The organism is Mucilaginibacter arboris (genome assembly GCF_009754915.1).
GTDB lineage: Bacteria > Bacteroidota > Bacteroidia > Sphingobacteriales > Sphingobacteriaceae > Mucilaginibacter_A > Mucilaginibacter_A arboris.
Genome location: NZ_WPIK01000009.1, coordinates 1 through 13539 on the forward strand (window position 1 = coordinate 1; position 13539 = coordinate 13539).

Annotated in this window: 13 protein-coding genes; 1 reads left to right on the forward strand and 12 read right to left on the reverse strand. The window is 28.1% G+C overall.

The annotated features are described in order from the left end of the window. Positions 1–232: 232 nt before the first annotated feature. The gene (locus GO621_RS10880; RefSeq protein WP_157566915.1) at positions 233–1147 is read left to right on the forward strand and encodes a polysaccharide deacetylase family protein; all 915 of its coding nucleotides are present in this window, start codon (positions 233–235) and stop codon (positions 1145–1147) included. Between the two features lie 76 nt (positions 1148–1223). On the opposite strand, the gene GO621_RS10885 is transcribed toward GO621_RS10880, so the two are convergent. The 12 genes from GO621_RS10885 to GO621_RS10940 form a co-directional block, all read right to left on the reverse strand. Continuing rightward, the gene (locus GO621_RS10885; protein WP_157566917.1) at positions 1224–1703 is read right to left on the reverse strand and encodes a glycosyltransferase; all 480 of its coding nucleotides are present in this window, start codon (positions 1701–1703) and stop codon (positions 1224–1226) included. Continuing rightward, entirely contained in the window at positions 1700–2143 is a 444-nt protein-coding gene (locus GO621_RS10890; RefSeq protein ID WP_157566918.1) for a glycosyltransferase family protein, read from the reverse strand. Before GO621_RS10890 ends, GO621_RS10885 begins: the two co-directional genes overlap by 4 nt. Before the next feature lie 90 nt (positions 2144–2233). Further along, positions 2234–2743: an acyltransferase gene (locus tag GO621_RS19475; RefSeq protein WP_157566920.1), complete on the reverse strand. Its 510-nt coding sequence runs from the start codon at positions 2741–2743 to the stop codon at positions 2234–2236. Next, on the reverse strand, positions 2740–3690 hold the full coding sequence (locus tag GO621_RS10900) for a glycosyltransferase family 4 protein (RefSeq protein ID WP_157566922.1): 951 nt from the start codon (positions 3688–3690) through the stop codon (positions 2740–2742). The genes GO621_RS19475 and GO621_RS10900 overlap by 4 nt, the downstream gene beginning before the upstream one ends. A gap of 44 nt (positions 3691–3734) precedes the next feature. Further along, positions 3735–4676 carry a hypothetical protein gene (locus GO621_RS10905; protein WP_157566924.1) on the reverse strand — a complete coding sequence of 314 codons (942 nt, stop codon included), beginning with the start codon at positions 4674–4676 and terminating at the stop codon, positions 3735–3737. 17 nt (positions 4677–4693) lie between these two features. Beyond that, complete coding sequence (locus tag GO621_RS10910; RefSeq protein ID WP_198170217.1) at positions 4694–6067, reverse strand: MBOAT family O-acyltransferase; 1374 nt, start codon at positions 6065–6067, stop codon at positions 4694–4696. A gap of 123 nt (positions 6068–6190) precedes the next feature. After that, positions 6191–7171 carry a glycosyltransferase gene (locus GO621_RS10915; protein WP_157566928.1) on the reverse strand — a complete coding sequence of 327 codons (981 nt, stop codon included), beginning with the start codon at positions 7169–7171 and terminating at the stop codon, positions 6191–6193. A 175-nt stretch (positions 7172–7346) separates the two neighbouring features. Continuing rightward, positions 7347–8315 carry a glycosyltransferase gene (locus tag GO621_RS10920; RefSeq protein ID WP_157566930.1) on the reverse strand — a complete coding sequence of 323 codons (969 nt, stop codon included), beginning with the start codon at positions 8313–8315 and terminating at the stop codon, positions 7347–7349. Positions 8316–8318: 3 nt separating this feature from the next. After that, positions 8319–9494 carry an acyltransferase family protein gene (locus GO621_RS10925; protein ID WP_157566931.1) on the reverse strand — a complete coding sequence of 392 codons (1176 nt, stop codon included), beginning with the start codon at positions 9492–9494 and terminating at the stop codon, positions 8319–8321. Between the two features lie 16 nt (positions 9495–9510). Beyond that, complete coding sequence (locus tag GO621_RS10930; RefSeq protein ID WP_157566933.1) at positions 9511–10743, reverse strand: hypothetical protein; 1233 nt, start codon at positions 10741–10743, stop codon at positions 9511–9513. A 19-nt stretch (positions 10744–10762) separates the two neighbouring features. Beyond that, positions 10763–11854: a glycosyltransferase WbsX family protein gene (locus GO621_RS10935; RefSeq protein ID WP_157566935.1), complete on the reverse strand. Its 1092-nt coding sequence runs from the start codon at positions 11852–11854 to the stop codon at positions 10763–10765. A 191-nt stretch (positions 11855–12045) separates the two neighbouring features. Next, positions 12046–13488 (reverse strand): flippase, encoded by a 1443-nt coding sequence (locus GO621_RS10940; protein WP_157566937.1) that lies wholly within the window; start codon positions 13486–13488, stop codon positions 12046–12048. Between the last annotated feature and the right edge of the window lie 51 nt (positions 13489–13539).

The following is a 13539-nucleotide window of genomic DNA, read 5'->3' on the forward strand; positions in this document are numbered from 1 at the left end:
TGTCTAATTTTTAAATAAGGCCTACAATTTTTTGAAATTTTTAGGGAAGTAAGATTAACTGCTTGTAAATTGAAAGTAATTAAATTAACTCATAAATAGTTTTATAAAAATGTAGAAAATTGAGTTGATAATGATTAGAAACTATATTAAGTTTAAAAAATAAATAATAGATTTTACATTATAATATTTACAACTAGCTCACTTCATCGATATGTATAATATCACTAATTACATGTTATTAGCAAAAAGAAAAATACGCTATCTTGGTGCATCGTTTATAGCCTTTTTATTAATTGGGCTTGGGTTTACAAAAAGGATGAAACAAAGGGCTATTAATGGAGAATTTATTTTATCTATTTATTTTCACTCTCCAAGTCGAGAACTTTTTGAATTTTGTATAAAGTGGTTGATAAGAAATAATTTTAATTTCCTTTCACAAGAGGACATTTTGAGAATATCTAATAAGAGCAAACCCTTTCCAACTGCTTCAGTAGTTATTACAGTAGATGATGGCTGGCAAACAAATGAAGAGAATATAGTTGTAATCGCTGATAGATATAGAATCCCTGTTACAATTTTTGTTTCTACCCATCCAATTGATAGTGGGGAGTTTTGGTGGCCCTATATTGATTATGCAAACAAAATGAACATTACTAATCATTCAATTAGGTTTTTGAAAACTATATCTAATAAAGAGAGGGAAAACATAGTAAAGGAAATTAAGCAGTTGGTACAATTAGATAGGCTAGCTATGACAGTTGATCAAATCAAAAGAATTTCAAAATCTGATTTTATTACAATAGGCAGCCATACTATTAACCATCCAATTCTTACTAATTGTAATGATGATGAAGTCTTTAAGGAATTAAAAGAATCAAAAATTGTAATTGAAAATTGGATAAATAAAAAAGTAAAGTATTTTGCATATCCTAATGGCGACTATAGTGAAAGGGAAATAAATTATCTTAAGAAATTAAGTTATACTTTAGCCTATAATACAAAGCCTCTTCCCTTAACTGAAATTGCGTTACAAAATCTTTATGAGCTCCCAAGATTTAGTATATTTGAAAATATATCAAAAAACGAAGCAATTTGTAGAATGTTAGGCGTCTGGCAAATTAAAACATCCTTATTTAAGAAATTATAAATGGTATCAGTAATTGAATTAAAAATTAGTTAAACTAATACACTTTAGAGTTAAATATACATTCAATAAACTATTGTCATTTAATATAATTACTTAAAGAATTAATTAAACTTTCGGAGGCAAACGTTCCTAGTTTATGCATTGATGTTAGCTTCTCTCTCGTTGTATTCAATAATATTTGTTGTAATTCCTTTTCATTATCTGCAACATGTAAATAATTCAATTCTTTAAATTTTTTAGCTGTTGCTAATTGGTGTCCATTTCTATGTTCTCCATATTTTAAAAGTCTGGGCATTATAATTATAGGTTTTTCTATTTGTAATGCTGATATAATTGTACCCATTCCTGCATGACTTACAATCAAGTCAGCCTGTTTAAATAAGTCATTAAATTTTGATGGATTAATAAAATCGAATATTTTAATGTTTAAAACTGAATATGTTTGTAAAGTAGCTTGTGCTATAATAGTATCTCCTGATAACATTGGAGCAATTTCATCAATAGCCTTAATAAGTCTATCAAATGGTTCTTGCGTACCAGTAGTTACAAAAATCATGATAGTACATTACCGTTAAATATTATTTTTTCAGTGGTTAGTTCCGGCCATTGAGTATAAGTTCTGTCTGCAAACGATGATGCTATTTTGCAACTCATAGAAATCTTTTCTACATTAGCAATACTATCAATCCAAACAGTTTTAGCGCCACAAATTTTACCAGCTATAATACCTAATAAACCCGGTGCTGCTCCTGTAGTAATAACTAAGTCTGGTTGTAACAAAATGATTCTTTTGGTTATACAAAACATTGAATAAAAAAGGCGTAGTTTTTCTCGACGGTTTGCATCAGGGATACGATAGAAATTATAGCCTTTAACTGTTTCCGCAAAGCATAATTTTGTTGACATAAATACCAAACTATGCCCTTCAAAAGCCGGTTTTAACCGTAATAGTTGTATCCAATGTCCACCGGCAGAAGCTATCGCTAATACTTTCATTTCTAATGGAATTTATTTAAAAATAAATTTAAAAATAAATCATAAATAAATCATTATCAAATTTTTTATAATTATTTTTTCATAAATATATTATTTGCGATACCTTATAATTTTTGCAGGTATACCACCAACGATTGCATAAGAAGGCACATTTTTTGTCACAATAGCTCCTGCTCCTATAATAGACCCTTTTCCTAACTTTATTCCTGGCATAATTACTGAATTTCTTCCAATCCAAACATCATCATCGATAACAACGGGATTAGCTTTTGTTGACCCTTGTTTTATAATTGGCATATATGTAGAATCAAAGACATGAGTCACAGCTAATATGGCGACATTTTGTGCAATCAAAACATGGTTACCTATTATAGCAGATTGTATATAAACATTTTCATTTATTTGACAGTTATTACCAATTGTTAAAACATCTTTCATTCCAAATCGAAATCCTGATTGAATATAGTTGTTTTGTCCTATTATTATTATTCTTTTGAGTATCCCAACTCTTAAAAAGTTAAATATATATCCCAGTGGAAAGTAACTTGAAGGCAAATTTTTGAATATGAAATAATACAGGAAAAGTAAAAATTGTCTCATATTAATTTTTCATATAATCTATATATTGATTTTGCAACATTTTCAGCATCAAGATGCATTTTTAATAATTCATTTCTACCATTAGTTTTTCTTTTTTCCATAGAAAGCTTTATAATTTCTTCTATTGGAGATATAAAATTTTTAGGGTCAAAAGAATTTATAACAAATGTTTTTTTTACATCTTTTAATAAATATCTTATATCACCGACATCGGTAGATACTATAGGTTTATTACATGCCATCGCTTCTTTAATAATTTGCGGAGAACCCTCACTAGTAGAAGTCAATAGTAATAAATCTATTTTATTTAAATTTTTGACAACTTCTTCGCGAGTCATATCGTGAAATTCTATAACTTCTATTTCTGTTATATCCTTCATTTTTTCAACTATTTTTAAAAATAGTTGAAAATTCTTTTCTTGTCTTTTTTTGTTTCCAGGAAAGCCTATTATTATCTTTAAGGGATTTTTTTGGACAAAAATTTCTTTAAATTGATTTATATCAATACCGCAAGGTATTTTTACAATCTTTTTTCTATACATAGTTAACTTGGAAACCATGCTATCATTCATTGCAATCACGTTATGCACTCTTTTTACAACAAGTTTTGTTATAAAACGTAACATTCCTAATCCTTTATTTGAATTGATATCAGTTCCATGAATGGTTAGTACCACTGGAATTTTTAGGAATGGATTGAACAATAAAAATAAGCCAGATAAGCCAAAATGAATGTGTACAATATCATAATTATTAGCTCTAATTAATGAATTTATTTTGAAAATACTTTTTAAATAATTCCATTTGCTAGCACGCCCATTAATAAAGTAAATTTCCTTTTTAATATCGAATATGTTTTCTATAGCCTCTATTTGTTCCTTTACATGTATCCCAAAATAAATGTAATCCCGAACAGGATACATATTTGTTATGAATAAAATTTTCATCTTTTATATTATATATTAATCAAACGATATCCTACAGTTAATATCTATCTTATATATTTTTTATTTTTATCTAATTCTTTTCCAAACTGTAGATTATTAGTCCATATTTCTCGTACAATTAAATTTCCAATAGAATCATTGTAATGTACAGGATCTCTAAAATTATTTTTATTTGTAGTAATTGAATTTAAGTAATCGAAATCGTAAACTTTGGCATTTAAAGATGACATGATTTTTTTAAACTTTTTTTCCTCTTCTCCTAAACCAAACTCAATTAGCCTTTTGTGAAATTCTTCACTATGTGGTACTATAATAAAAATCACCTCTATACCTTTCTTTTTAGTAAACCTATCAAAATTTAATAGTTCCGAATATAACAGATTTGGAAATTCATATTTACCGTACCAATCAGAAGCCTTGGTTGAAATACTCCATTTCCAAAATTCTTCTCTTGTCATCGGTGGCTTAGAGTCAACATTTTTTTTTTTAAGTATTTGCTCTATTGTGACATAAGTGGCGCTGGCAACATCTTTATTATAAATATACATTAAGGGATCATCTAATACCTTTTTTAATCCTGAAATCCTATTTTGATAACCGTATTTATTAAACATATTAAAATTAATTCCTATTACAATCCGTTTTATAGGCTTTCGTTTGTAAGCTAAGTAAAAAAGTTCGAATATTTCATTTAATTTAGCTGCATTTGTATTTAACTTTTTATATTTTTGTTTAGAAATTTTTTCTATTAAGTCTATTGGTAGCAGCTCTGTTCTTGAATCTCCAATAAGCATATTTTCACAAGGAAAGTGAATGTAATCAATAGTTCTATACATCAATTGATTTAAGCTTTCAGCACTCTTTTTTGTATCCTTATTGAAAATCCCAAAATTGAAGTAGTTAAAAGGGTCAACAATAACAACTATTAACCCCCATACAATTATAGGAAGTGCCAGTAATAAAATATTTATTATAAAGCGTTTCATATGATATAGTGTACTATCTAAAACTGAAAGTATATAAAATTTCCAGCAGGATTTTTTGTGGCGCTAAAAACAATCGAAATTATAAGGAAGTAATAGACAGACCATCTCAGAAAACGATAGGAGCGTAATGCATATCTAAGTTTTTCGTTGTTGTATTGTAACTCCATTGTAAGCAGTACACACAGAAAGAATAAGGAGATAAAAATATCCGATATTTGTAACCCCATTCCCCTAAATTTTAATGACATATTAAGAAAATTGGAGTATTCATTAACATCAGAAAACATTTTGGTTATAATAATAAACGCATCAGATAAGCTATTGCTTCTAAAAAATATCCATGCAAAACAAACGATAATAAAAGATAGCAAAGTACTTATCAATTTATTAAAAGTATTTTCATTTTTTTGGCCTTTTATAGTGAGCATTTTTTCAACAATCAGAACAAACCCGTGTATTGCTCCCCAAATTATAAAAGTCCAGTTTGCTCCATGCCAAAACCCACTTAAAACAAAAGTTATAAAAATATTAAAATTAGCTTTTAGGTTACTTGTACGATTACCGCCTAATGGTATGTAAACATAATCTCTAAACCAGGTTGATAGTGATATATGCCATCGATGCCAAAATTCTGTTAAAGATGTTGATAAGTAAGGCATTTTAAAGTTTGTAGTCAAATCAAACCCTAACAGCTTAGCAGTTCCTATTGCAATATCTGAGTATCCAGAAAAGTCGCAGTATATTTGAAATGCAAAGAATATTGTAGCTACTACCGTCGGAAATCCAGTATAACTTTTAGGGCTATTATAAACGGCATTAACTAAAATTGAAAGGCTATCGGCTATTACTATCTTTTTAAAAAAGCCAATTAAGATTAAGCGGCCACCAATTTTAGCCATTTCATAAGTAAATGTTCTTTTTAGAAAAAATTGTGGTAGGAATAATCTCGCTCTTTCAATAGGACCGGCAACCATTTGAGGAAAAAAACCAACGAAGGTGAAAAAAATCAAAATATCCTTTGTCGGCTCCATCTTTTTTTTGTAAATATCAATTGTGTAGGTTAATGATTGAAAGGTATAAAAGCTTAGACCTACAGGTAATATTATATGAAGGGTTGGCCAATTAACTGATATGCCTATTTTTGACGCTAAGGAGGTAAAACTATCAGTAAAAAAATTGAAATATTTAAAAAGACCAAGTAGCCCGAGATTTACAAATAAACTTACCATTAGCCATCTTTTTCTAACTTTAGTATTTTTAGCATTATAAATTTTTTTACCAAGTAAAAAATCGTTTGCTGAGCTAAAAATTAACAGGAATAAAAATCGCCAATCCCACCAGCCATAAAACACATATCCTGCTACTAACAGAAATAAATTCTGCAATCTCAAATTTCGGTTTAATATAAACCAATATAATACAAATACTATAGCAAAGAATATTATGAATGTATCAGAAGTAAATAGCATATGTTAGGATTATTTGTGACTATGTTTTGATTAGCTATGGAAAATTTAATTATTTTTTTTTGATACATCTGCATTAGTGATCTTACAATATGTTTTCATTAAAAATTCATAGATTGTAGGATTCAGTTTAAATATATTGTAAGCATACTTATGTTTACTCTTGATTGAATTTTTATTAACATAATTTGAATAATTATCTAAATTTCTTACTACATGATTATATTCATTTAAATGCAATTCCTTTTTAGACATCAAAATAAGGTTAAGAAGAGAAATATTGTTAACCAAATCATAATATTTAGCGTTATATATAAGTTCTGGTAGCTTTTCTTCACAAATTTTGATCATTCTTTCTGAAAAGAAAATAGTATCAAGATCCTTTTTGCTAAACTTAGTCATAGTTACAGAATTGTCTCTTATGAGATAATTATATTTTATTACATCGTTAAAAACTATTTTATTTGTTTCAATAAATATCAAAAAATTATAAAAAGTATCTTCATTCATATAGCCTTCAAATTTTATCTTTTTGGCTATTTCTGCTTTGTATATTTTATCACAAACACTACGTGAAAATTTTTTTTTAAATAGTCCTCCTATAGCTTCAATTTTATTGTACACTTTAATTGCATTTGTCCCATAATACAATTCTACTTTGTATGGGAAGACTTTACGGACTCCACAAATTGAAATATCGGCATCGTAATGTTTTGCTGTGTTTATTAATGTTGAGTACATGTCAGGGTCAATCTCATCGTCACAATCGACAAATCCTATATAAGTTCCCCTTGCAATATTTAAACCTGCATTCCTAGCTGCTGATACACCATGATTATTCTGATGTATAACTACCACTCTACTATCTAATATAGCATAAAAGTTGCATCGATCACCACTATCATCTGTAGATCCATCATTAACTAGGATAAGCTCAAAATCAGTAAAGGTTTGCGATAAAATAGATTGTATACAGCGATTTATATACTTTGACTTGTTATACACAGGTACTATTATAGACAGTTTCATTTTAATTTATATTTAAATGTTTATATTTCGTTAGCTGAATAGACATTTAAATTTAGACATACATTGAATATCTATTAATATCTAAATTTTATTTAAAGATTTTTTTTAGAAATCTTTAATCGCTTTTTTTAAATTAATAAAAATGAAAGATAATATCTATTGTAATTCTTTTGTGTTAAGACTTGTTACCTAATAGGTTCATTTTCATTTGTAAATAAAGTATATATATTAAAATTAATATTTTTTTATTAGTATATTTTAATTCTTTAATTACTTCGAAAGAAAATTTAATTTTTTCTTTTAATCTAAAATTACTTGTAAGCAAAAGAGGATAAATTCCCCATTTAAGTTTATCAAATTGGGTACTGTTATCAATAATGTGATTTTTTTCAAAATAGTTTTTAACCCATTTGAGGTAAGCTACATTTGATTTTAATTTTCTTAGAATTATTAATTTGTCCTTAACTATGGCAGATATATTGATTTCGCTATACCTATATTCTATTGTCGCTCCAGGAATTGTTACTATTCCTTTATCTTTACCTATTTTTATCCATGTTGCATCATCGGAACACCATGCAAGATCATAATATTCAAAACCACCATGTTCTGAATATTTGTCTTTTTTAAAAATATATTCCACAACTGTACTATTTATTTCATGTTTTATTCTTTTTAAGAAAAAGTCGGTAATTGAAGTATGAAAAGGAAAGGGCTTTATTTTCTTTATTTTATGTCCATTTTTATCTATAATATTTATATCAAAGTGCAATAAATCGACATCAAACTGATTGTTTATAAAGCCGTAAAATCGTTCTACACAGTTTAACCCCATTATATCGTCGTCAGAAAACAACCATATCCAACCTTCATCTTTAACCATTTCAATGCAACGATTCCAATGTGCAATTAAATTTCTATTACCTATATTTTCATCGAAAGCTTTGTAAACTATAGAAATTCTATTTTCGTATTTTTTTATAATACTATGTAAGTCATCTGGACTGTTATCATTTCCGATATAAAGGGTAAAGTCTTTACAAGTTTGATTAGCAATAGACTCTATCGTTTCGACAAAAAAAAATCCTTTATATGCTGGTATGACTATGGCAAGATTTGAATATGTATTTTTAGTTCCTTGCATATTTCATTCAGCATTGACAAATATTTCTCTAAATTTTATAATCGGCTTTTCAAAATATTTATAATTGATCGTTGAAAGACTTATAACAATCAGCCAATAAAGACAATAGTTCATAACTACCTGTATAGTTACAGCATTTTTATCCTGAAAATAAGGAATGTAAATTATGGAATAATGAATAAGATACAGAGAGTATGATGCTAGGCTAATATTCAAAATTACTTTTTTTATCATACGGTGTCTAATGTCTCTGAAAAAGTATGCTGAAGGGATAAAAAGTGAAAAGGAAAACGGAATAAAAATAAAATAGCAACTATGAATAAAAATTCGAAAAATCATATTTGTTTTATAAATCTCAGTATGCTCAGAAGCTAGAAAAAACATCAAAACTAATACTGAAAACATTATCATCCCTATCCAAAATAGCCACCTTCGGCGTTTAAATAAAAATTCCTTTTCAAAAAACATTGCATAAGATATTATCACTCCGTACATTACAGAATCAAGTCTATAAACTACAATTTTTCTTATTTCTGAATCAAAATCTAACTGTGTGGTGCTGTATGCTTTAACAAACCTTAAAATTATGAAAATGGATAAATAGAGTAGAAACGTTACTTTTAATATAACCTGTTTCTTTTTATTCTTTAACAACATATTTGCAAAAAAAAGAAAAATTGGAAGTGTCAAATAAAACCATTCTTCAACCGCTAAGCTCCATGCCTCGCCAAAGAATTGTGGATGTATGCTAATTAAATTTTGAAGAAAAAGATAATATCTCCAATCGAAATCTGTATTATACTTGAAATGATATAAAGTAAAAGCTATAGTTAAAAAAAAATAATAATTAGGAATGGTTCGAAACCACCTTCTTATCCAAAATTGTTTTATTTCGCTAAATTTAAATACTTTGTTTTTGATAAATGATTTTATCAAAATAGTCCCTATTAAAAATCCACTTAATACAAAAAATAGATCAACTCCTAATGGTCCAATCCAATCCAAAAGTACGCGAATTTTATTGATAGCTTTACCAATATAAGGTAATTTAATCAGAGGGGATAAGATAGAAAATGAATGATACCAAACAACTAAAAGTATAGCAATTGCTCTAATAATATCTAAACCTATTAATCTATTTTTTAATAGATCCTTTTGGCTTTTAATCACATCGTTCATTACTCAATATTCTGTATTAAGAATTATTAATATATCCAACATCAATTGATTTCTGAAAAACCCTATTTAATATTGTCTGATTGTCCTTTAAGCGCTGATAACAATAAAGAACAAGAACAGTAGTAATTAAAAAACCATCATTTATTAAACTATCAGATGTGAAACATGTTAACATTATCATCCATAAATAATATTTAAGGTAATAATAATTCATTGGAAGCGGTATAAAAAAACTTTTTATAAAAATCATAACATACCCCAAAATAGCGAAAAGTCCAAAGAACACGTAAACCTCAACCAATCCTACATCTGATAAATAGTACCCATAATCATCCTCTAGCGATAACATCACCTTTCCATAAATAGAGGTATCATTTGCAAATCCATTACCGAAGATTCTACTAGCGGTATTAGGAGTAAATTGTGTAAGATAATATTCTGCCGCCCGTATACGAATATAATCTTTACCGGCTGAGGCATCTTCTTTTTGCTGATTAGCTAAACCCTTACTTAATTCAGTATTAGAATTAAGGAAAGCGTAACCAGCCACAACAAATAAGACAATAGTAGCAATTTTGTAAACCGCCTTTACAGTTCTCAAAAAATGTATCAAGTAAAGCAACAGCATAACGGAGATTGCTTGCCTAGTGCTTTGCAGTACAACAATTACAATGCCTAATAAGGCATATAATAGCCATAAATACCTATATTTAGAACCACCATTAGTTGCTTTATTTACAGCAATAAAGCACGATAAAAAGAAAACCCCGCCACCAGGGAAATTAATGCGGATTATACCACGATCCACTTTAAATTCTTTATAAAAGCCAAAGTAAACTACATTATTGTGAGTAAATTGAAAAAGAAACAGAATGATATAAATTATTCCGTAAAACAGTACTATGTTTTCTATTGCCTTAATCGTTGTACCTGAATTTAGTAAGTAAAAAAAGACAAACCAAATTAAAAATGGAATTATAGTTGGGCTGTATTTTAATGACTGTCCCCAGGTGTATTGAGCAAAAAATATAGATATTGATATTGAAAAAGCTATTAGTTGAACTGGTAAAATAAAACCGCCACTTTCCCTAAAAAAATAAGGTAAAGAGATTATAATAGACAAAAGTATAAAAGCATAAGTAATATTTTTCAGTATGCCTGTTTGAGCAATAGTCGCATCAAAAAACCTTAGAGAAAATATTACCAAAAGGAAAATGAAAACATCATTTAATTTTATTTTACTATTCATCCAGGTAACAATAAGTGGCTTAATTTTCAGTTTCCATTATCGCTTCTTTTGTAGCTTCTAAAAAAGCACTTCCCCATTTTTGATCTGGTTCCAAATGATTTCCCTCAGCCCATTCATTCCAAGCATTAATGAATATAAAATTTTCATCCTCACTGAAAGGAGAGAAGCTTTTTATAGTATTAACAAGCCAAGTTTTATAAGATTTAGGAGAACTATTTAGCATTATAAAAATTCCTGTTTTTCTTCTTGAAGTATTATCCCACATTGGAGTAACACAAGGAAATTGTTTGTAATTTGGAAGTGGATAATCACGCATAAAATTTACAAATCTGTTATAATCTATTTTAGTAATTATTGGCCTCTTAAATACCCTGGTGATTATTCTTGTGAATAGTTTTCGCGGATTTTTCTTTTTAAATATTTCCATTGACTTTGAATCTGGTTGAAAATCTACTGCGGCATCAAATCCTTGCTGTAAGTATTCAGCCCCGTTTTTTGAAAAACCTTCCATTCTACATAAATATAATTCCATTCCTTGTTCTGCAGCCTCTTCTCTCCAAATCTTAATAGTCTTTTGAATATTAGGAAATATATCGGAACGATAAATACAAAATACAGGTTTGCCTTTTACTCGAATATAACGAGAGTCTTTGAATACAGAATTGATCAAATACTTTATATGCTCTCTATCGTCTTCTTCAGAATATTTTTGTTCAAGTAAAACTTGTTTTTCTCCACCATCCCATACACGGGTCCAATTTTCGTTAGCCCAGCATAACATGAAAGGAAAATCAGGTTTCCCACTTTCTAATATCTCATTGAAAGGTCTTTCTAATATTCTTCTTCCATTAAACCAGTAATGATAATAACAAAAGCCATAAATTCCGTTTTCTTTTGCCATTGAAGCTTGTTGCTCTTTAACCTCATTGATACGGAGATCATAAAAGCCTAAATCTGATGGAAGGTGAGGTTGATAGTGGCCTTTGAATTGGGGCTTTGCCTTAGTTACATTAGTCCACTCAGTAAAACCTTTACCCCACCATTTATCATTTTCGGGTATTGGATGAAATTGTGGTAAATAAATTGCTATTAATTTAACTTTATTTTTCATAGTAGTCGTTATACACATCTTTTTAATAAAATATAAAATAATTGTTATTTTGAGAATGCTTTTTCAAATAACAAATATCGATATTTCTTAAAGTACAGCTATTCCTGTATACAGGGTATGATAATTAAGTGCTAAACAGAAAAGAACAAATTGTTTAATAAAACTTTTTAAAAATTCGCTTAGTTTCAAATTCAGTTTGTATAATTTTTACTAATTCTTATCATTGTAAACATTTTTACTAATTCTTTATTTTTTAAAAGTAGGAGCTGACATAGAATAAAGTACATTCCCGAAAGAGTAAGTGCCACTAAGCATATAACGATAGGATGAACAAAATATAATTTACTTAAAGAGCAAATAATAATATATGGAATTGAATAAAAAGCAATTTTTATTAATTTCCCGAGCGGCACTTTAATTTTAACTTGCCTTTTTACGAAATAAGCAGCTGAGATCAGAACAAATAATTCTGCTGTTACCATTGTTAAGGCTGATCCAATACTTCCTAATCGTTTAACAAGAAGAATATTCAAAGTTAAACCAACACAGGCTCCTATAATAGAATTAATGAGTATAATTTTATCATTTTTTAAAGGTGTTAAAATTTGAAAAACAAGAATTTGTGCTATCCCTACTATAAGTAGTAAGGGCGTAATTATTCTCATTGGTATTATTGCGCCTTCAAATCCTTTGCCTCCTATAATCATTATAATTTCTGGAGAAAGCATCATTATAATTATAACTAATGGAATACAAATAGAATATAGTATATCAAATGATTTTTCGACTAACTGCACCATTTTTTCTATATCTCCATCGGCTACTAATGAACTCATACGAGGTAACATTACTCCTGTAAATGCAGTAAATATCGCTAAGAATAGTCCGTAAAGTTTTGTCGCTGTTGTGTAGTAGCCTACCTCCGCTTTTCCTGAAACAAAACCTAGATAAGCAATATTAAATGTTAAATACATTGATGTTAAAATAAAGTATAGTCCGTTAGAAAAAAAAGATTTTATATAACGTTTAAATAAAATCCCTCTAATGTCCAACTTAACAAACCTTTTTTTATACTGCCAATTTATAACTGCTTCTAAAATTACAGTGCAAACAGAGATTGAATAATAGGTCACATAATTATCTCGATTTTGAATAAATATGAAGATGGCTATAACATATAAACATCTAATTACTAAATTTCTAACTGTTATGTAACGAAAATTTTCAATGCCTTTATAAAACCATTCAATCAAAAATAAGCTAAAGAATATTTTCATCGCACTGATATACATTAACTCTTTATACTGATTCAACTGTGGAACAATGTGTATAGAAATAACAAACAATATTAAGACACAAAATGTAGTTGTGGCATTTAAGAAAAATAAATTAGTGAACGTTTTGTTTAATTCTGTTGAGTTGTTTGCATCTTTAGCTATTTCTCTTGTACCGATTATAGATATGCCCATCATTGAAAACAAAATATAATAATTAATGATGCTATCAACAAAATTACATATCCCAATGTTAGTTACTCCTAATACCCTAGAAACATAAGGGAAAGTTATCAATGGGAAAACATAATTTGATGCTGTTAATATGCTATTATATAGAAAATTCCTTTTTAAACTCATAAACTGTTTATTAACTCAAATTCTAAACTTTGAAATCAAAGTTTAGAATGC

What these genes read in the sequence shown, in the direction of transcription:
- GO621_RS10915 (WP_157566928.1), bottom strand. Translation starts at nt 7,171, where the DNA reads ATGAAACTGTCTATAATAGTACCTGTGTATAACAAGTCAAAGTATATA.
- GO621_RS10900 (WP_157566922.1), bottom strand. Translation starts at nt 3,690, where the DNA reads ATGAAAATTTTATTCATAACAAATATGTATCCTGTTCGGGATTACATT.
- GO621_RS10935 (WP_157566935.1), bottom strand. Translation starts at nt 11,854, where the DNA reads ATGAAAAATAAAGTTAAATTAATAGCAATTTATTTACCACAATTTCAT.
- GO621_RS19475 (WP_157566920.1), bottom strand. Translation starts at nt 2,743, where the DNA reads ATGAGACAATTTTTACTTTTCCTGTATTATTTCATATTCAAAAATTTG.
- GO621_RS10885 (WP_157566917.1), bottom strand. Translation starts at nt 1,703, where the DNA reads ATGATTTTTGTAACTACTGGTACGCAAGAACCATTTGATAGACTTATT.
- GO621_RS10925 (WP_157566931.1), bottom strand. Translation starts at nt 9,494, where the DNA reads ATGAACGATGTGATTAAAAGCCAAAAGGATCTATTAAAAAATAGATTA.
- GO621_RS10930 (WP_157566933.1), bottom strand. Translation starts at nt 10,743, where the DNA reads ATGAATAGTAAAATAAAATTAAATGATGTTTTCATTTTCCTTTTGGTA.
- GO621_RS10905 (WP_157566924.1), bottom strand. Translation starts at nt 4,676, where the DNA reads ATGAAACGCTTTATAATAAATATTTTATTACTGGCACTTCCTATAATT.
- GO621_RS10880 (WP_157566915.1), top strand. Translation starts at nt 233, where the DNA reads ATGTTATTAGCAAAAAGAAAAATACGCTATCTTGGTGCATCGTTTATA.
- GO621_RS10940 (WP_157566937.1), bottom strand. Translation starts at nt 13,488, where the DNA reads ATGAGTTTAAAAAGGAATTTTCTATATAATAGCATATTAACAGCATCA.
- GO621_RS10920 (WP_157566930.1), bottom strand. Translation starts at nt 8,315, where the DNA reads ATGCAAGGAACTAAAAATACATATTCAAATCTTGCCATAGTCATACCA.
- GO621_RS10890 (WP_157566918.1), bottom strand. Translation starts at nt 2,143, where the DNA reads ATGAAAGTATTAGCGATAGCTTCTGCCGGTGGACATTGGATACAACTA.